The sequence below is a fragment of the Pseudoalteromonas atlantica genome (assembly GCF_043641955.1).
GTDB lineage: Bacteria > Pseudomonadota > Gammaproteobacteria > Enterobacterales > Alteromonadaceae > Pseudoalteromonas > Pseudoalteromonas atlantica_A.
On record NZ_JBHZRV010000001.1, the window covers coordinates 681636 to 701031 of the forward strand.

Sequence of the window (19396 nt, forward strand, 5' to 3'; positions counted from 1 at the left end):
TTATTAATACTGCTCGAGTTTATCTTTGAGCGTTTGTAATTGTATAGGTTTTGCAAGGTAATCATCCATGCCGCTGGCTAAACACTGCTCTTTATCTTCATCCATCGCATTGGCAGTTAACGCAATAATAGTTAAATTTTGGTGTTTGGTGCCAGCCTGCCCTGATCGAATAGCACGAGTAGCATCAAAGCCATCCATGATAGGCATTTGGCAGTCCATAAGAACTAAACTAAAATGCCCATCTGGTACATTTTGTAAAATATCGAGTGCGTGTTGACCATCTTCTGCCAAGGTAACTTTATAATCTAACTTGCCTAACATCAGCTTAGATACTTGTTGATTAATTGGGTTATCTTCAACCAATAAAATATTTATATTTTGATCATGAGGGCTACGCAACGATGAAATATAACTCGAAGTAACTAAAGGTAAATCATTTGAGCCGCTATCATGGGCTATCACCGCCATTGCACTAATTAAATCTGCCGTAGTGATCGGTTTAGGAAAATACGCTTGAAACCCTGCATCACTAAAGCTCTGCGCTCCTTCCATGCCTGCAATACTGGTCATCATTACTAATGGCATTGCTTTTAAGTCTGCGTCAGCTTTTAGTATTCGGCACAATTCTAAGCCATCCATTTCTGGCATTTGCATATCTAGCACAGCAATATCATAAATATTAAGTTTATCTTCGAGGCGCTTTTTACATAGCTGAAGAGCTTGTGCTGCATTACAGGCAAGCTCTACTTTAGCGCCCCATTGGGCAAGCTGTTGGCTTATTACAATGCGGCTGGTTTCGTTATCATCAACTACTAATATGGTGAGCTTGCTCATATCAATGGTCGGTATACTGCGTTCGGTTTCATTGCCCGGCTCTAACATCACCGTTGCGGTAAACTCACAACCTTGTCCGTCTTCACTGACTAAAGTCACTTCTCCACCCATCAGCTCACACAATTGCTTGCTAATAGCCAAACCTAACCCAGTACCGCCATACTCACGGGTAGTCGAAGCATCTACTTGCGAAAAAGGACTAAATAAATCTTTTTGCTTGGCTTTATCAATTCCAATTCCCGAATCTTTTACACTTATACTCAACTGATACTGTTTATCAATTGCAGTAATTGCAGCAGTGATCACTATCTCACCTTGAGGCGTAAATTTAACAGCATTGCTGAGTAAATTTGTTAACACTTGGCGAATTCGTCCCGGATCGCCTCTAAAATGGCTTGGCACAACCGCAACCAAATCAAGAATAATTTCAATGCCCTTATCTTGTGCAGCAAGGGCTTGAGATTCCGCCACATCACCCAGTAAGTTACAAACATTAAAGTTGATGCTTTCAAGCTCGATTTTACCCGCTTCGACTTTTGAGAAGTCTAAAATATCATTAATAACCGATAGAAGTGAGTGTGCACTATTTTTAGCGATTGCCACTTTAGTTTGCACAGGCTTTGGCAATGTCTCGAGGCCAATCAGCTCTAACATGCCCAACACCCCATTCATTGGAGTGCGTATTTCATGGCTCATGGTTGCTAAAAACTGGCTTTTTGCAGTCGCCGCATCATTCGCTTTAACCAGAGCGACTTTTAACTCTTCAGCTGTTTTTTTACGGCTTTGCGACATCAATACACTGCCAACCAATGTGGCTAACGAACGTAAGTAAGTTTCTTCATTTTGACTCCAGCTGCGATGTTGACCAACACTTTCTGCGCATAACACGCCTAAAATCCCCTCACCTGTTGAGATCACCGCATCAAGCATAGATTTGATGTTTGAACCTACCAAATAGTTGTCAATAAATTCTACTGTTGCGGGGTGCGTATTAACATCATCAATTGCTACTAAGCCTTGTTCAAATAAAGCTTGATAATAAATTGGAAAGTCACACGCTTTAAGCACTACTGATTGTTCGACAAAGCCTTGCTGATCAACAAACAAACTCACACACCGTATTTCATCGCTATGCTCGTCGAATAACCACACAGACGCTCGATGCACACCCAGTACTTCACACATTGACTGCGTGACTAAACTTTTCACCTCATCAAAATGACCAGCTAATACTTCATGTGACACCGTTAAGCTTGCTAAGTTTTTGTTGTATTGATTGGCTTTTTTACTTTCCAATTCAAGATGCTTATAGGTATCAATATTTTGAAATGAACCATAAACCCGGATACAGCGACCTTCTTTAAATTCAGCTTGGCCGATTGATTTAACCCAGCAATTATTGCCAAGTGCAGTAACAATAATAGATTCAACTTCCCAACTACTGCCGTCGTTCACAGCCTTTGAAAATAATTGTTTGATCCTTTCTCTGTGTTCACCCTGTTGATAAAAATCGATCGCCGTTGCAATTACAGGTTGGTAATCTTCGGTTACTTCATGAATTGCCTTAACTTCGTCAGACCAATACATGGTATTAGTCTCTAAATCTATTTCCCAGGCACCTATTTGACCTTGCTTACTCATGGCTTCAAGCAGACTTTGCTGACGATATAGTTGCGACTGGGTATGGTATCGCTCGGTAATATCGTGAATAAAGCCATCTAAATACAAAACATTACCTGCCTGATCATACACGGCTTGACCTTTCTCATGTACCCAATGGATACTGCCGTCAAAAGCAACCAAGCGGTATTCTAATGACCATGGTTTATTTGTATCTATATCGGTTTTCACTTTTTCAGCGACGCTAGCAACATCATCCGGATGGATTAGCTCAACAAAGCTGAGCTTAAAATTGTCTACTAAATCAGCTGCTTCATAGCCGGTAATGAGCTTTATTTGCTCACTCAGATACAGCATGCTCCATTGCTCATCATATTTGCAACGATAAACAATGCCTGGAATATTCCCAACTAAAGATACAAAGCGATCGCGACTTGATTGTAGCTGTGACTCTGTCTCTTTTCGCTCTGTAATATCAAGGTGGGTCCCTATCATGCGCTTTGCAGAGCCATCACTGTTATATTCAACAACTCGACCTGTGGTTAGCACCCACACCCAATGCCCTAATCGATGTCGCATGCGTACTTCGCAGACATAATAGTCACTCTCACCAACAAAATGCTGCTCTAAAAGCTTTCCTGAAGTAATTATATCGTCAGGGTGAGTGTACTTAAGCCACGTATTAAAATCGGTTGCGTGCAGTTCATCTAATGTATAACCGATAATGCTCGCCCAACGGTTATTAAAATACGCTTTGCCGGTATCAACATACCAATCCCAAATACCAACTGCCGTGCTATCAAGGACTAATTGTAACTGAGTTTTATGCTGTTCAAGTTCTAATTCTTGTTGCTTTAAATCAGTGATATCGGTACGAATAGCGATATAACTTTGCGGCCTTCCATGCTCATCTAAAAATGGTGCTATGGTGGTATCAACCCAATAAAAAGCACCATTTTTCGCCCTATTACAAATTTGCTCGTGCCAAACTTTACCCTGCTTGAGGGTTTTGTACATACTTTTAAAAAAGCCTTTCGGATGGACACCTGAATTTAATAATCGATGATTTTGACCAATTAATTCGCTTTGGCTATAGCCGCTTATTTCACAAAATTTTCTATTTACAAAAGTGATCTGTCCTTTAATATCCGTAACAGCCACAATTGCATGCTCATCAAGGGCACTTTTTTGCTCAGCTAATTGCTTTAAGGCAATTTTCAATGCTGAGCTTTGCTCTTCAAGCCGCTGCTGATGTCGCACTTTACTACTTACTAAATGTTCAAGGTCAATCGATAGTTGATGCAACTCACTACTATCATGCAAAATAGGAATATGGCTGCGTTCACCTTTAGTAATTTCGGCACTGGCATTGGCAAGGCTAATAAGCGGGCGAGATAAACGCCGCCCAAACCACCAAGATAGGAGTAAAACCACGACAAATGTCAACCCATTGGCAAGCACAGCAACAAATTTATAGTCACTGGCACTTTGTAACATGGCCGCTGCTGGTTTTTCCACCAATAACTGCCAACCTTCTGCATTGGCAAAATTTAAGTCAGTTAAAATTGCATAATGTAATGTGTTATCTGTTTTGTGGTAGGTAAACACCTGCTCAGTATTTACTGTGTCAGTTAAAAGGCTAGTCATCGGTAATAAATTAGGATGTAACTGAGTGCCTGTTATTTCACCGCCTTTTACAATAAAAAATGTCAGTTCTTCATTATCGTTGTGTATATGTTCTAGATTATCGAGTAAGCCTTGCAAATTAACATCAACTACAATTATTGCGTATAAACCGCGCGTTTTATCTGCCATCGGTACCGCTACAAAGTGATGTGGTTGTTTCCCCGTTGAAGATATAAATACACTTTGCTGCCCTTGTTCAATGGCTGCTAACATTGCGATTAATTGATCGCGCTGTAAAGCAGCAAACGCACCGTTATTAATCGGGTTTGGAGTATTTAAGGGATTGAAAATAATATGAATTTCATTTACAAAATCATAACGAGTAACAAACTTATCCATCAACAGTTGCTTATTAAGCTGACTGTGGCTGATTTGATCATTGAGTAAATATAAATCTTCAATATGATCAGCAAACCATATATTGGCAAATTGCTTACCAATACTACTTAATTCGCCAAGCTCTACTTGGGCATTTTTTTCAAGGGAGTTGCTTACATGTTGATAGCTAAACCAAGACATTAAAAATAATGGAGCAAGTGCAACCACAATAAAAGTGACAATCAATTTCGTCCGTATGGATTGGCCTTTATTTTTTATCAGGCTATGTAGCATTATGTTTCCATTATCAATATTTAATCAGTTACGCAAGCACGCGCATCTATAATAATGCACTAAATAACACAAGACGCAAGTTTGCACACCTTGTGTTAGGGTATATACCCAAGCTACCTCAAGATGCAGAATTCAGCGTTTCACAGGGGCTTAATATCAAGGCGTTACTTTGCAACAATGGCCATCCCTTTTAAGAAGGAACAAAGATGAGACTAAGTGCCTGTGAAAAGCCCAATGGGTTGGTTTAAAAGCGATTTATACGGCGTTATTGATTTTAACAATAGAACCACTATTACTTGCAATCAATGCCTTGCCTAAATCGCTTTTAATTCCAACTGACACTCACATTTTGAGGTGGTTTGGGTATAAATTAAACCTATTTACTGTCGTTATTGCTCCGATAGAACTGCTGACTAAATATTGCGTAAAGCACTGGCAATACAAATAAAGTCAAGAATGTTGCAGTAAACAAACCGCCAACAATAACAGTTGCCAATGGCTTTTGAATCTCAGCGCCAATACCAGTTGATATTAACATCGGGATCAAACCAAGCGCCGAGGTTAAAGCCGTCATTAGGACTGGTCGTAATCGCGATAATGCGCCATTAAATGCAGCGGTATCTAAACTATCACCACTTTTAACGCGGTTATTAATACTCTCTACCATAACCACCCCATTGAGTACGGCCACCCCAAACAAGGTAATAAAACCGACTGAACTGGGAACTGATAAATATTGGCCTGATACATACAGCGCTACCACACCACCAATCACCGCTAATGGTACATTCACTAAAATAAGCATAGCTTGGCCAATCGAGCCAAATGCAAAGTATAACAATAGTGCAATGAGCGCCAATGAGATAGGAACAACGATTGATAACCTTTGTTGTGCTCGCTGTTGGTTTTCAAACTGGCCGCCAATACTAATGCCATAACCTGCTGGTATATCGACTTGCTCAGCAATCGCGGTGCGAATATCTGCAACCACAGAGCCCATATCGCGCCCCTGTACATTAGCTTGAATAACAACGCGGCGCTGCACATCGTCACGGCGCACTTGTGGTGGACCTGATTCTATTTCAACACTTGCTACATCGCCAACCCGCACCAAGGCACCGGTCGGGGATGATAAACGTAAGTCTGCAATAGCTTCAGGGCTGTCACGAAACTCTGCACCAATGCGTACATAAATATCATAACGCTCATTGGCATTAATAATTTGCCCTGCCGCTGTGCCGCCAATACCATGCTGTACTATGGTCATTAAATCGCCCACCGATAAGCCAAAGCGAGAAAGCGCTAAGCGGTTAGGTTTGATCACTAATTGTGCTTCACCAGCAATTTGCTCCATTGCGACATCCTTTGCGCCAGCAACGCCTTTTACAGCTTGCTCAATTGCTTGGCCTTTGCTGACTAGTACATCTAAATCAGCACCAAACAGCTTGATCGCCAGCTGCGCTTTTACCCCAGACAATAGCTCATCCACCCGAGTGGCTATCGGCTGTGAAAAGTTAAAGAGCAAGCCCGGGAACTGCTCTAGCTTTTTCTCCATTAAGACTTGCAATTGGATGCGGTTTTCAGCCGATTGCCACTCACTCACCGGCTTTAACCCTAAGTAAATTTCAATATTATTTACCGGCTCTGGATCGCCCCCCACTTCAGGACGACCCACACGACTTAACGCATACTCGACCTCAGGAAACTCAAGCAATATTGCTTCAAGTTTTGGTGCAACCGCCAATGCCGTATCTAAACTGGCGGAAGGTGCCAGAGTCACTCGTAAATTAATGGTGCCTTCTTCAAGCTCAGGGACAAACTCAGTACCTAACTGCGGCAATAATACGCCCGCAATGACCACCAACACGCCCGCTATGGCAATGACTGTTTTACGCGCATTCATCGCCCAGCCTAAGCACACTTTATAGGCTTTATCGAGTGGCTCTAACACCACACTGCGTCTTAAGGTCACGCCATTGGCAAATAAATACACCGCCAACGCCGGCACAATTACCAGTGCGACAATAACCGCCGCAATAATTGCTAACATAATACTGATTGCCATCGGCTGAAACAGTTTCGCTTCAACGCCTTCAAAGCTAAATAATGGCATAAATACCACCAATATGATCAGCGCCGCAAAAAACACTGGACGCGCCACTTCTTGGGCAGCTAACTTAATACGATCAATATGGTTAACTGATTTATTGGTTGATTGTGCAGGCGGCTGCGTTAAATGACGGAAGATGTTTTCTACCATGACCACCGAGCCATCCACTAACATACCAATCGCAACAGCAATCCCACCCAGTGACATTAAATTAGCAGAGAGCCCAAACCACGCCATCACACAAAGCGCTAAGCCAATTGAAATTGGGATCGACAATAAAACCAATAATGTGGCTCGTAAATTCATTAAAAATAACGCTAGCACGACAACTATAAACACAAATGCTAATAGCAGTGCATCAACCACAGTATCAACCGCTTTGGTGATCAAATCGGCTTGATCATACAGCGGCTCAAACGTAACGCCTTCAGGCAACGCTTGATTGATTAGTTCAATACGAGAGGTTATGCCGTCAATGGTTTGTTTAGTATTAGCGCCAATGCGCTTTAGCACCACACCTGTTACTACTTCGCCCAGTGAGGTAATGTTACCTTGCGCATCTTTGGTACTCATCGTTGCCGCGCCTTGGCGAATTTCACTGCCTAATGACACTTCAGCCACATCAGCAATGGTTACAACCGTGCCATTAATGGTTTTTAGCGGCGTTTGCGCTATTTCTTGTAAGCCTTGTTTACCTGCATTAAACCAGCCAGTACCACGGATCACTAATTGCTCTTGACCACGGTTCATATACCAGCCACCTACATTGGTGTTGTTTTCTTCAAGTGCGCTCACAACTTGTTGCTGATCTAATTGATAAGCAAGTAACTTATTTGGATTAAGGTTAACTTGATATTGGCGCACATCACCACCAAACGACAATACTTCTGTTACGCCATCAACAGGTAAAATGAGTAGTTTTACAATCCAATCGTTTAAGCTGCGAAGCGCCATACTATCCAGGCCAGACTCCGGTGATGCAGCCAATAAGTATTGATACACTTGACCAAGCCCAGAGGTATTCGGTCCCATTTCTGGCAAGCCTATTCCTTCTGGGATCAGCTCTTTTGCTGCTTGCAGGCGTTCAAACACCAACTGCCGTGCAAAATAAATATCCACCCCTTCTTTAAACACCACAGTCACGCCAGATAAACCGGTTTTTGAAATCGACCTTACTTGATCAACATCAGGTAACGCATACATCACAGCTTCAATGGGATAGGTGATCAACTGCTCAACTTCAACAGCAGCCAAACCTGGCGCTTCGGTATTAATCGCCACTTGAACATTGGTCACATCAGGAAACGCATCTAAATTCAATTTAGGAATAACCACAGCGCTCATCGCAACAACCACGCACAGGGCTAAAAAAACCAGTAGTCGATTGCTAATAGCTGCATTAACTATTTTATTAAACATACTCGTCGCTCCTAATGGTTATGCGGATCAAAGCCGCCTTTGGCTTGCTCTGATGCAGCAAAAAAAGCACCTTCTGTCACCACTTTAGTGCCCTCTAACACGCCTTTTATTTCACGAAAACCAGCAAAGCGTTGGCCTAGTTCAACTTCTGTTGAAATAAACTCACCATCTTCATCTTGGACAAACACCGCCCAATCACCATCAGGGTTTCTCATTAATGCTTGCTCAGGCACTGCAAGTACTTTTTGCGCAGTGGCAAATTCAAAATACACATCACTGAACATACCCGGGTGCAAAGTATGTTGACTGTTTTTAACAGCTAAACGAACCACCCTCGAACGGGTCACTTGATCTATCGTGTGCGCTTCTTGGATCACCGTAGCTGGGTACAATACTTGGTTTACTTTCACTTGAGCCTTAGCCCCTTTGGCAATTTCGATTGTTTGATTTGCAGATAGTTTTGCCTCAACCCACAGTAAACTTTCATCGGCAATTAACATCAGCTCAATGCCTGAATTGACTCGCTGGCCTTGGGCAAAGTTATCACTGAGTACAGCACCTGATGTGCCCGCGTAAAGCGTGTATTCACCTAGTTTTTCAGCGGCGATATCTGCACTTTGTTCAATCGCTTTGCTAGATAAACCAAAGGCTACCAGCTGGCTCTGCGCCACCTCATATTCAGCTTTTGCAGTCAGTAAACCTTTTTCACTCACGGTGCCTTTGCCCATTTTTTGCACTCGTTGCCACTGTGCTTTTGCTAATCGATAAGTAGTTTGCGCACTGGCAACCTCAGCACTAAATAAGCTCACCAATGGTTCACCTGCTTTAATGTGCTGGCCCAGCGTTGCATGACGTTTCACCACGATTGAATCAACCCGTGGCGACAACACATAACTGCTATAGCCATTGGCTTTAATTTCGCCCGGCGCGTACATTTGTGATTTAAAAAACTGTTTGCTCAGCTTTGTCACTTTAATGCCCGCCAAGCTTTGCTGTGCTTGGGTTAAGTAAATGACCTGCTTTGATTCGTTTTCATGCCCCCCTTCTGCATGCTCGCTAGCAAGCTCTGTACTATTGGCAGCCAATGATGACAGGTTCAACAGCACACACCCCAAATAAATAGGCCTCATGAGTAAAGCCCCATTAAAACGATATGGCTTTTGGCAAGTGCGATCACCTTGAATAAGTTGGGCAAAAATATGTGAAAATGTTATAAAAAAACGGGGGAGATTTGCACGCGCGCACGCACGCACAAACTTAAATAGTTTGGTAAAAATCATTATTTATTCTCTAATTTATAAATTAATAACAGGCCTTGAGGCCATCAATCCGTTAACTTATTAGAGAAAAAATGGGCGGTCTTAAATCAGGAGAAATCAGATGGGAATTAAAACGCACATCAAGTAAGTTTATTTCATCTTTAAAGGCAGGTAAAACAGGATAATGCCAAACGTAACTAAAAAAGGCAGGAATATGGCACACATGACAGTGACTGTCTTCTAGCGCGTCTGTCAAAGCGGTATTAAGCGCGTCATGCTCAACTTGATGCGATAGATGATCGCGATTCAATAAACAATGCTCATCTAAGGCTGATTGCTGTTGCAGTAAATTAGAGGTGTGTTTAATCGCACTATTATAATTAGCCACATCAAAGCTATCCAACACGGGTTGAATTAATATAAAAGCTAAAAGAAATAACAGCGACTGTTTCAAAGATTAAACCTCAAGGATACATACCGTAAACAGTAACAGAAAATAATAAAACTAAAAAGCATAAAAAACCGATTTAATAAAGGCGACTTCCCTGCCCATACTCACTCATATACATACGGCGGTTACAATATAAAGGGACTCGGTACAACCTCCACAATCGGTGTTAAAAAGCTGTTTTAATGCTCTGCTTTTCTAACTCGTTCATTATATAGGGTAATAAGCGAGTTATATATTACTTACCTTAAACCTTTTATCTTGAATATAAATAACAATCCGTTCATAAAGCAACCAACAATGCAAACTTAAACGAGAATCACACTCAATAGTAACCAACTGATTTAAAAGGAAAATACTTGCTATTATTGGATTTTCTACTACACTAGCCACATTGAGTATTTTAAGAGGCCACCATTATGAAAGGTAATCAAAAAGTTATCGATAGTTTCAACACATTGTTAGCTAACGAGCTCGCTGCAATCGATCAGTATTTTATTCACTCTCGCATGTATGACGATTGGGGCTTAGATAAGCTTTATGTTCGCCTCAATCACGAAATGGAAGAAGAAAAAGATCACGCTGATTGGTTGATCAAGCGTATTTTGTTCCTCGAAGGTGTACCAAATATGACTAAACGTCGTGACCTAATAATTGGCCACGATGTAAAAAGCATGATGCAAAACGATTTAACCCTTGAGCTTGAGGTTGTTGAATGTGTTAAAGAAGTTATTGCAGTATGTGAGCAAGAAAAAGATTATCAATCGCGCGAAATCTTAGAGAAACTGTTATTCGATACCGAAGAAGATCACGTTTATTGGTTAGAGCAACAGCTTGGTTTAATTGATAAAATTGGTAGCCAAAACTACCATCAATCACAAATGGGCGAATAGGAGCTAAGATATGAAAGGCGATAAAGACGTAATTGTTGCACTAAACAAGGTCCTAGCTAATGAATTAGTTGGTATCAACCAATACTTTTTACACGCACGTATGTTTAAAGATTTTGGTTTTAGTGTTTTAGATAAAGCTGATTACAAAGTATCTATTCAAAAAATGAAAAACGCTGATCGTTTGATTGAACGTATTTTGTTTTTAGAAGGTTTACCTAATCTTCAAGATCTTGGCCGCTTACGTATTGGTGAAAACAGCGAAGAAATGATTAATTGCAACATGAGTTTTGAACTTGATTCACTCGTTGATCTTAAAGACGCCATAAAACTTGCTGAAAGTAAAAAAGATTATATCAGTCGCGAAGCGCTAGATAACATTTTAAATGAGCAAGAAGAACAAATCGATTGGCTTGAAACACAGCAACTGCTCATTAAGAGCACAGGACTTGAAAACTACCTGCAATCGCAAATGTAAGCATAATACCAATCCGCAATAATACTTAATCATTTTGCGGGGCTAAACGTGTCGCTACCTGCGTTAAAAAATTCTTATTTAGAACAACTAAATAGCGATTTTTTTGCCTTGCTATCAACACGTTTTCCTACCCCAAAAATAGCTCACTTAATTAAGCGAATTGGTATAATAAACACAAAAAAGCAGCCTAGGCTGCTTTTTTTCGTTTTGTCGCGAAGAAAATCACGACACAAAGTGAGAGTTTGACTAATTGAACTGAAATGAGAAAAGTATCAATGAAATGCTTTGAGCAAATACCTACGCAACTTGATCTGTGATATCCGCTATTTCAATAAGTTTACGATTAAGGATTTTTTTAGTACAGCAGCAGCACTTGCCACACTGACTACCGACCTTAAGCTCTTTACTAAGCTCACGCATCGTCATCGCACCTTCGTCGATTGTTTGTTCAATTTTTTTATCTGTCACACCGTGACATAAACAGATATACATGAATACAAACCACTCTCAATTACATTTGAGTCTGTATATTAATCTAAACGTTAACTGTTCGCAATTAGTTTTTAAAATAAATTGAGAATTATTTTTATTTGTGGCCAGCGCCACTTAAATTGAGAATTCGCGGCAGCTTGAAAATTGACTGATTTTCATGCAAATTTTGCCACTCAAAATGAGATTTATTGATCTTAGTAAGGCCTTAAGTTGTGCCATACAAATCGAGATTTAATTATCTTACTAAGCCTTTAAATTGTGCCCATTCAAGTCGAGATTTATTGATCTCATGGAGCTCTTAAATTTAAGTAAGATTAGCTATAGGTAAATAAGTAGGTGAGTTTATAAATTGATCATACAAAGGCTTTTAAAGCCTTTATGTATAAATATGGGATTTATAGAAGTGTTTCTATGGGAAGTCCAGACCTTGTTGAACGACGAGGGTTTAAACGAGCCACTATTACGTTGACCGCTAAAAACGCCCGTCTAATTTGGGCACTATTACACTCAGAAAAAGAGTATCAGGCTGTGACTATGCGAAATGATTTTTTAAAGTAGTAGACTTCCCTGCTTTTACTAGACAGTTTTAAATTACGAGTTAGGTTAAACTACAAGCGTTTGACCACTTCAACTATCCCAGACATCCCCTGATTTATTTCTTTAAATATGCCATCTACATGGCTAATTAGTTGAACACCTTTTTGGGATTTTTCTTGTGCCGCCTCTATGTTTTCACCTAAGCGAATAGTTAATTCAGTATTACTTTTTACAACATTGGCAATTTCTGAGGTGGAATTAGACGTTCTGGCTGCCAGAGTACGGACTTCATCAGCTACTACTGCGAAACCTCTACCTTGCTCTCCTGCACGAGCAGCTTCAATAGCTGCGTTAAGTGCTAGTAAATTTGTTTGTTCTGCAATAGACGAAATAGTGCTCACTATTGCATTAATTTTCTCAGACTCATTATTGAGTTCTTTGATATCAGTAAAGACTACATCGATATCGTTAGTAATATCGTCCATTGTAACAACGCTTTGCTGTAATGTCTTTGTAGCTTCGCCGCTCACTTGTTCGGTTTCTGTCGCTGTTGATTGCACCGATTCAATTGTGTCTCTAATCTTTTGAGTTTGCTGGGTTACATCTGAGACAAATTTAACAACCCTATCCACACTGCCATCACTGTTAAAAATTGGGTTATAAGCCCCCTCTAACCAAAGAGTGTTTCCTCTAGAGTCGATACGTTCGTATAAGCCACGTTGGATTTTACCTTCTTTCAAATCCTTCCAAAACTGCTTGTATTCAGGCGTTGAACTAATTGATTTGGGACAAAATATTTGATGGTGCTTACCAACTATGTCTTGCTCTTGGTATCCAACTACATTTAGAAAGGCCTCTGTTACTTCCAAAATATGGCCATTCACATCAAAAGATATTCCTGCCATCGATCTTTCTATCGCTTCTAATAACCCTGCTTTTTTTATTTCAGCCTTTTGTAACTCTGTAATATCAGTAGCTAACTTAACTATACTAGTAACTTGTCCCTGCTCATCGATAACGGGTGTGTAAGAGGCTTCAATCCATACTGAACTACCATCTTTCTTTATACGCTCGAATCTATCTGAATTCGATTCGCCTCGTGCTAATTTATCCCAGAACTCACGGTACTCTTTTGAGCTGACCTCTTGAGGTAAGCAAAACATACGGTGGTGTTGATCAACCACTTCGCTTAGCTCATAACCGAGAGTCGACAGAAATAGTTCATTAGCATTAATGACCTCACCTGTCGGAGTAAACTCAATAAAGGCAAATACTCTTTGAAGTGAAGTAATCACATTGAACTCATGTTGGTAACTTGGAGTAATGTTCGTTTCTTTAGTTTTTTCTTTTTTGTCCCAAAACATTCGATTCCTCATCAGAAAGCAATTACCAAATGGACTTTTTAACAATAGCAGAATTTTACTTTTACGACTTTTATTTTTGCATAATTCTCAACCATTCTTCTATTTAAATATGGAATTATGGAAAGTCCACTTGATCGCTCGAAGTTGCCCCTTAAACTTTAAGGCTCTAAGTAATTATTTCAAACAATCCAGTATAATTGTAAATCCGTATTATGTGATTTTAATTGGGTTAGATCACATTACACATTTGATGGCTTGTATGTTATACCAATTCGGTTAATTAAGTGATCTATTTTGAGGGTAGAAAAACGTATTGATAGCAAGGGAAAAATTCGCTATTTAGTTGTTCTAAGTAAGAATTTTTTAACGCAGGTATCGACACGTTTAGCCCCGAAAAATGATTAAGTATTATTGCGGATTGGTATTAGGTGGCCTAAATAACAACAGGTGTTTCAGAGACGCCATGTACATTAGGCTTTAAAATAAACACAGACCCACTATATTCATATTTCTTTAATGTGTCCTCATCAAGCCCTACTTTTGCAGAGGTTACGGCTAAATACTCAAGGCTTTCTCCAACAAAAGTAACACTAGTTATTCTAGGCACTGGCAACTCAATAAACTGTATTTGTTCTCCCAATGGTGTGAACCTATATACTCCAAAACCATCCCATGCAGCTACCCATAAATGGTCTTCGCTATCAACGGTCATACCATCTGGATACCCCATACCATTTTCAAACTTTACAAAAACACGTTTATTTGTGATGCGCCCTCTTTCATCTAAATCAAACTGATAAATAGTCTTTGATGAAGACTCTGTAGAATACAAAGTGCGACCATTTTTACTAATCGCAGGGCCATTACTGATCACATAATTTGTATCAACTTTTTGTAAACTATTGCCATTACCAAGTCGATACAGTGAGCCAGAACTTTGCTGCTCAAGCTTATCCATAGTGCCAAAGAACAAATTTCCGTTGCGATCAGCTTTAGCATCATTGAAGCGGTTTCCCTCAGGCTCATTTAGTTGGCAATGCAAGGATGTTCTTTGCAAGGTTTGGTTATCGAGGTAGTAAATCGCACTTTCAAATCCAGCGATAAATTGCTGATCTTGGGTTTCCATCAACCAACAGATAGGCTCTGGCATCTGGAAAGTCTGCACTGTCTGTTGAGTCCAATCAAATCGATACAATACGTTACTTAAAATATCTACCCAAAATAAGCAGTTGTAAGTACGACTGAAGTAAGGCCCTTCGCCAAGTAAACATTGGCAAGGAATGATCATTTTTATTGTGTTAAATGCCATAAAAACTTAATTTTAATCTGCTCCGAAGGCCAACATATTAACGGTGAATAAAAATAAGCGCTAGACCTGAAAAACTGGCGACCAAAATAATGAGTATCCGTGTGGCTTTTTCGTTTATGCTGTTATTCACAAAATACGACGCTCCCCAGCCAATTAATATTGCCGGTAAGCACTTTAAAAATAACACAATATCTTGCATACCCGCAGAACCTGTTACGAGTAATGCAATGATGCCGAACAAATTGATAAACACAAAAAATATACTGAGGTTTGCTTTAATTTTATCTTTATTTTGTGCTTGATAAAGCAGCCCCATTGGCGCACCACCTGCGGAAGTGGTAGTGCCAATAAAGCCTGATGCTATAGAGGCAACAAGGTTTGATACCATAGTTAATTTAGGCGACCAACCTGTTAATGACAGGCCTACTGCAAGTAATAAACAGCTGCCTAGTAACAGCCGATATTGTTCTGAATCTACATATATCATGACAGCAGCGGCACTGAGTACACCAATAGCCCCGCCAAAAATAGAGTAACCTGTTTGTTTAATGTCAATTGCACCACGGTGCTTTACTGCCAGCAACGCGGTGATCAACAGAGCATTGAGTATCATAGGTGCTGGTACTAATTCTGGCATTAGCCAATACAGAACTGGCACGCAGAGTAAACCTAATCCAAAGCCAATGACGCACTGTAAACATGCTCCAATTATCAATATAAAATAAACGAGTACAATATCGGGCAACGCATTCTACCTTTTAAGCTGGTTTTGACTAATATACAGCCAATAATATTCTAATATTATATTATGATTACCGATAGGTAAATTTTTTTATTCGTTTTACGTCCAACCGGCATCAACAACGAGCGATTGTGCTGTCATCATTTTACTGTCATCCGCCGCTAAAAACAGCGCAGCATTAACAATATCATCAGCTTGCAAGGTTTCATTAATGCATTGACTATGTCTAACATCTTCTATCATTTGTGGTGTTAACCAATGAGTGATTTGCCGTTCGGTCATCACCCAACCTGGTACTAAGGTATTGATACGAATATTGTCTTTACCGTAAGTTGCTGCTAATGAACGAGTCAGGCCTTCTATACCGGCTTTTGCTGTAGTGTACGCTGGCATACCTGTTTGTTTAATCCGCCAACTAACTGAGCCCATATTGATAATACTACCACCACCAATACGCTGCATTTGTGGCGCCACAGCTTGCGCTGTGAAAAAACAAGGACGAAGGTTCACAGCAAGTTTATCATCCCAATACTCAACACTCATTTTATCGGCAACATGGCGTGTGTCATCTGCAGCATTGTTAATCAATACGCTGATTTCGCCTTGTGTTTTACCCGTTGTTTCAATGGTTGCTTTTAATTGCTCAATATCACGTAGATCACAGTAAATATACTGAGGATCGAAGCGATATTGCCCTGCCAACTCTGCGACGAGCTTTTCACCTTGTTGTTTGGCGATATCTATAAAAGTTACTTTCGCATGCTGCTCGCAAAAGCGTTTTACCATTACTTCACCAATACCTGTAGCACCACCGGTAATAAAAACACTTTTACCAGCGAGGCTTGGATAACTTGTTATATCTGTTAAAGCTGGCATGATTTCCTTAAATATAAAGATGGTTCATTAATAAGCACGGCTATTTTGATACCTTGCTTGCCTCTTGTTCAGCAATTTCTTTTTCAATAAATGACATTGCTTCATCTATCATATAAGTCATCATATTTTTAGCGCGTTCCGGTTCGCCATTTAAAATAGCTTGGTACACTTTAGTGTGTTCATCAGCAATCGCTTTTTTACTGCCTTTGGCCGGTGTTGTATGCTGAATACTGACATTCAATGCGGTGCGAATAAAGTCACGTAATTGGAAAAAGAACCGGTTGCCGCTGGCAAATAAAATAGCGGTATGAAAAGACAAATCAGCTTCGTGAATTTCACCGTCAGGCTCATCTGCAGCTGCTTGCATATTTTCAAGTGCAAGGGCTATTTCTGCAATCGCGTCTTTATCTGCACGCCTTGCAGCAAGTGCCGCCGCTTGTGGCTCAATGGCTAAACGCACTTGTAAAAATTCTTTCAAAATATACAGTGATGGGCTGCTTTCAAGTAGCCATTTTAAAACGCTAGTATCGTATAGATTCCAGGTGTTTGCCGGCTCTACACGAATCCCTTGGCGCGGTCGTGATGATATAAGTCCTTTTGCTGCAAGCATTTTAACAGCTTCACGAACAGCAGTACGACTAATCCCATACTCTTCACATAATTTTGCTTCAGTTGGTAACCCACTTTCAGCGGTATAATGACCATTGATAATCGCTTTACCTAGCTCATTGGTTACTTGTTGTGACAAATTTAAATTTTCAATACGTGCCATAAAGAAACACTTCCTTTATAAATACTTATTATATGATACTACTATAATTTTCCCGCGTCATCTTTCAAATTGCTTGCTGAGTTAAAAAACCGTATTTCATTAAAGTTAATTTTTTAACTCATAACTGCACTAATTTTAACAAATATCTTTCATTTAACCTATTTGTATTATAATATTTTTATTACACACAAATTTACCGGATTTATTTTCGGGCTTAAATGGAATCAAAGATGATCGAATTAAGTACATTAGACTGGCTCGTGCTGGCGGGATTTTTTGTCTTGCTCTTAGCTGTAGTCATCGTCTCAATGAGACAAAAAGAAGAAGATACGACAGATTATTTTTTAGCCGGGAGAAATGCCAGTTGGTTAGTCATTGGTGCCTCAATATTCGCTTCCAATATCGGCTCTGAGCATCTAGTTGGCTTATCTGGCGCAGGTGCACAATCGGGCATGGCGTTAGCCCATTGGGAAATGCAATCGTGGATAATATTATTACTTGGTTGGGTCTTTGTACCTTTTTATTGGAGTAGTAAAGTTTATACCATGCCGGAGTTTTTAGAGCGTCGCTTTAACTCTAAATCGCGCACATTCTTATCAGTTATCTCGTTAATCAGTTACGTACTTACTAAAGTTGCAGTGACCGTTTATGCTGGGGGTATTGCGTTTAAAACAATCCTCGGTATCGAAAGCATTTGGGGAATCGACTTCTTCTGGATTTCAGCCATTAGTTTAGTCGTGATCACTGGTATTTACACAGTACTTGGTGGCATGAAAGCCATTATGTGGACTTCCGTATTACAAACACCGGTTTTAATTATTGGCTCTGTGGTTATTTTAGTGGTTGGCCTAGACAAAGTCGGTGGTTGGTCAGAGGTAGAGCGCTTAAATGATGTGAATATGCATTTAATTCGCAGCGCTTCCGATACAGAGTTTCCATGGCCGGGCATCATTTTTGGCTCATTCATCATTGGTTTTTGGTACTGGTGTACTGACCAATACATCGTACAACGGGTGCTTTCGGCCAAAGGCATTAAAGAAGCGCGTCGCGGTACTATGTTTGCCGGTTACCTAAAGCTGCTGCCTATTTTCATCTTTTTAGTACCAGGGATGATAGCTTACGCATTAAAAGCGAAAGGCATTATTAGCTATGATAGCGCCGATCAGGCATTCCCAACTCTGGTTGCTGAGTTGCTACCTTCTGGTGTTAAAGGCATTGTAATTGGTGGACTAGTAGCGGCGTTAATGAGCTCGTTAGCATCACTATTTAACTCATCCGCCACCTTATTTACTATCGATTTTTATAAGAAGTTCAAACCTGAATCAAGCGAAAAACACCTGTTAAAAGTCGGTCGTTTAGCCACAGTTGCCATCGTAATTTTAGGCTTGTTATGGATACCTATCATGAGCTTAATAGCCGATGTACTTTATGAATACCTACAAAGTGTGCAGTCACTGATAGCACCAGGTATTGCTGCGGTATTCTTATTAGGTTTATGTAGTAAACGTATTACACCAACCGCGGGCTTTGTTGGGTTAGTTTCTGGTTTTGTCATGGGTATGTTCCGCTTAGTACTATTGCCATTTAAAGACAGTCTAGTCGGCACCCCTGTAGAGTGGGTAACCTCAATGAACTGGCTTTATTACTGTATTTTATTATTTGTATTGGTGGTCGGTATTATGATTGTGGTCAGTATATTCACTAAGCAAGCAAGTGAAGAGCAATTAAAAGGCCTCACCTTCTCAAGTCTAGACAAGGCAACATTAAAAGAAGTCGCTGATGGTTTAGATAAATGGGATTACATTCATACCGCGGGGATCATTGGTATCACTGCATTTATTTACTACCGCTTCTGGTAGGACATAGTCAGTTGTTTCAACACGGGGGGTTTCCCCCCTTTTAACACACAGAAAGAGATGCTCATTAATAAACCAAGTTATTTCCAGCT

General features: G+C 40.2%; 14 protein-coding genes and 1 pseudogene. 4 read left to right on the top strand and 11 right to left on the bottom strand.

Going from position 1 to position 19396, the window contains the following annotated elements:
* Positions 1-3 precede the first annotated feature (3 nt).
* The 4 genes from ACHUE3_RS02855 to ACHUE3_RS02870 form a co-directional block, all read right to left on the bottom strand.
* Entirely contained in the window at positions 4-4752 is a 4749-nt protein-coding gene (locus tag ACHUE3_RS02855; RefSeq protein ID WP_394189975.1) for a PAS domain-containing protein, read from the bottom strand.
* A gap of 376 nt (positions 4753-5128) precedes the next feature.
* Positions 5129-8281: an efflux RND transporter permease subunit gene (locus ACHUE3_RS02860; RefSeq protein WP_394189977.1), complete on the bottom strand. Its 3153-nt coding sequence runs from the start codon at positions 8279-8281 to the stop codon at positions 5129-5131.
* A gap of 11 nt (positions 8282-8292) precedes the next feature.
* A complete protein-coding gene (locus ACHUE3_RS02865; RefSeq protein WP_394189979.1) occupies positions 8293-9381 on the bottom strand; it encodes an efflux RND transporter periplasmic adaptor subunit in 1089 nt (362 codons plus the stop codon).
* A gap of 232 nt (positions 9382-9613) precedes the next feature.
* Positions 9614-9994 (bottom strand): hypothetical protein, encoded by a 381-nt coding sequence (locus ACHUE3_RS02870; RefSeq protein WP_394189981.1) that lies wholly within the window; start codon positions 9992-9994, stop codon positions 9614-9616.
* Positions 9995-10407: 413 nt separating this feature from the next.
* Between ACHUE3_RS02870 and bfr (ACHUE3_RS02875) the strand changes: the two genes are divergently transcribed.
* On the top strand, positions 10408-10881 hold the full coding sequence (bfr, locus tag ACHUE3_RS02875; protein WP_149980077.1) for a bacterioferritin: 474 nt from the start codon (positions 10408-10410) through the stop codon (positions 10879-10881).
* Between the two features lie 10 nt (positions 10882-10891).
* A complete protein-coding gene (gene bfr / locus ACHUE3_RS02880) occupies positions 10892-11356 on the top strand; it encodes a bacterioferritin (RefSeq protein ID WP_394189984.1) in 465 nt (154 codons plus the stop codon).
* 297 nt (positions 11357-11653) lie between these two features.
* On the opposite strand, the gene ACHUE3_RS02885 is transcribed toward bfr (ACHUE3_RS02880), so the two are convergent.
* The gene (locus tag ACHUE3_RS02885; RefSeq protein ID WP_058559189.1) at positions 11654-11848 is read right to left on the bottom strand and encodes a (2Fe-2S)-binding protein; all 195 of its coding nucleotides are present in this window, start codon (positions 11846-11848) and stop codon (positions 11654-11656) included.
* Positions 11849-12259: 411 nt separating this feature from the next.
* Between ACHUE3_RS02885 and ACHUE3_RS02890 the strand changes: the two genes are divergently transcribed.
* Positions 12260-12406: a hypothetical protein gene (locus ACHUE3_RS02890; protein ID WP_394190280.1), complete on the top strand. Its 147-nt coding sequence runs from the start codon at positions 12260-12262 to the stop codon at positions 12404-12406.
* Between the two features lie 50 nt (positions 12407-12456).
* Here ACHUE3_RS02890 and ACHUE3_RS19875 read toward each other — a convergent pair whose 3' ends face one another.
* From ACHUE3_RS19875 to ACHUE3_RS02915, 6 genes and pseudogenes are all read right to left on the bottom strand, one after another.
* Entirely contained in the window at positions 12457-12870 is a 414-nt protein-coding gene (locus ACHUE3_RS19875; RefSeq protein ID WP_463530593.1) for a methyl-accepting chemotaxis protein, read from the bottom strand.
* Between the two features lie 111 nt (positions 12871-12981).
* Positions 12982-13761 (bottom strand): annotated as a pseudogene (locus ACHUE3_RS19880) (PAS domain-containing protein); the annotation flags it as partial.
* A gap of 421 nt (positions 13762-14182) precedes the next feature.
* Positions 14183-15058: an SMP-30/gluconolactonase/LRE family protein gene (locus ACHUE3_RS02900; protein ID WP_394189988.1), complete on the bottom strand. Its 876-nt coding sequence runs from the start codon at positions 15056-15058 to the stop codon at positions 14183-14185.
* A 37-nt stretch (positions 15059-15095) separates the two neighbouring features.
* Complete coding sequence (locus ACHUE3_RS02905) at positions 15096-15803, bottom strand: sulfite exporter TauE/SafE family protein (RefSeq protein WP_394189990.1); 708 nt, start codon at positions 15801-15803, stop codon at positions 15096-15098.
* A 96-nt stretch (positions 15804-15899) separates the two neighbouring features.
* Positions 15900-16676 carry an SDR family NAD(P)-dependent oxidoreductase gene (locus tag ACHUE3_RS02910; protein ID WP_394189992.1) on the bottom strand — a complete coding sequence of 259 codons (777 nt, stop codon included), beginning with the start codon at positions 16674-16676 and terminating at the stop codon, positions 15900-15902.
* Between the two features lie 40 nt (positions 16677-16716).
* On the bottom strand, positions 16717-17448 hold the full coding sequence (locus tag ACHUE3_RS02915) for a FadR/GntR family transcriptional regulator (protein ID WP_394189994.1): 732 nt from the start codon (positions 17446-17448) through the stop codon (positions 16717-16719).
* 230 nt (positions 17449-17678) lie between these two features.
* Between ACHUE3_RS02915 and ACHUE3_RS02920 the strand changes: the two genes are divergently transcribed.
* A complete protein-coding gene (locus tag ACHUE3_RS02920; protein ID WP_394189996.1) occupies positions 17679-19307 on the top strand; it encodes a sodium:solute symporter in 1629 nt (542 codons plus the stop codon).
* The last annotated feature ends 89 nt before the right edge of the window (positions 19308-19396 follow it).

What these genes read in the sequence shown, in the direction of transcription:
- ACHUE3_RS02855 (WP_394189975.1), bottom strand. Translation starts at nt 4,752, where the DNA reads ATGCTACATAGCCTGATAAAAAATAAAGGCCAATCCATACGGACGAAA.
- ACHUE3_RS02860 (WP_394189977.1), bottom strand. Translation starts at nt 8,281, where the DNA reads ATGTTTAATAAAATAGTTAATGCAGCTATTAGCAATCGACTACTGGTT.
- bfr (WP_149980077.1), top strand. Translation starts at nt 10,408, where the DNA reads ATGAAAGGTAATCAAAAAGTTATCGATAGTTTCAACACATTGTTAGCT.
- bfr (WP_394189984.1), top strand. Translation starts at nt 10,892, where the DNA reads ATGAAAGGCGATAAAGACGTAATTGTTGCACTAAACAAGGTCCTAGCT.
- ACHUE3_RS02885 (WP_058559189.1), bottom strand. Translation starts at nt 11,848, where the DNA reads ATGTATATCTGTTTATGTCACGGTGTGACAGATAAAAAAATTGAACAA.
- ACHUE3_RS02890 (WP_394190280.1), top strand. Translation starts at nt 12,260, where the DNA reads ATGGGAAGTCCAGACCTTGTTGAACGACGAGGGTTTAAACGAGCCACT.
- ACHUE3_RS19875 (WP_463530593.1), bottom strand. Translation starts at nt 12,870, where the DNA reads ATGGACGATATTACTAACGATATCGATGTAGTCTTTACTGATATCAAA.
- ACHUE3_RS02900 (WP_394189988.1), bottom strand. Translation starts at nt 15,058, where the DNA reads ATGGCATTTAACACAATAAAAATGATCATTCCTTGCCAATGTTTACTT.
- ACHUE3_RS02910 (WP_394189992.1), bottom strand. Translation starts at nt 16,676, where the DNA reads ATGCCAGCTTTAACAGATATAACAAGTTATCCAAGCCTCGCTGGTAAA.
- ACHUE3_RS02915 (WP_394189994.1), bottom strand. Translation starts at nt 17,448, where the DNA reads ATGGCACGTATTGAAAATTTAAATTTGTCACAACAAGTAACCAATGAG.
- ACHUE3_RS02920 (WP_394189996.1), top strand. Translation starts at nt 17,679, where the DNA reads ATGATCGAATTAAGTACATTAGACTGGCTCGTGCTGGCGGGATTTTTT.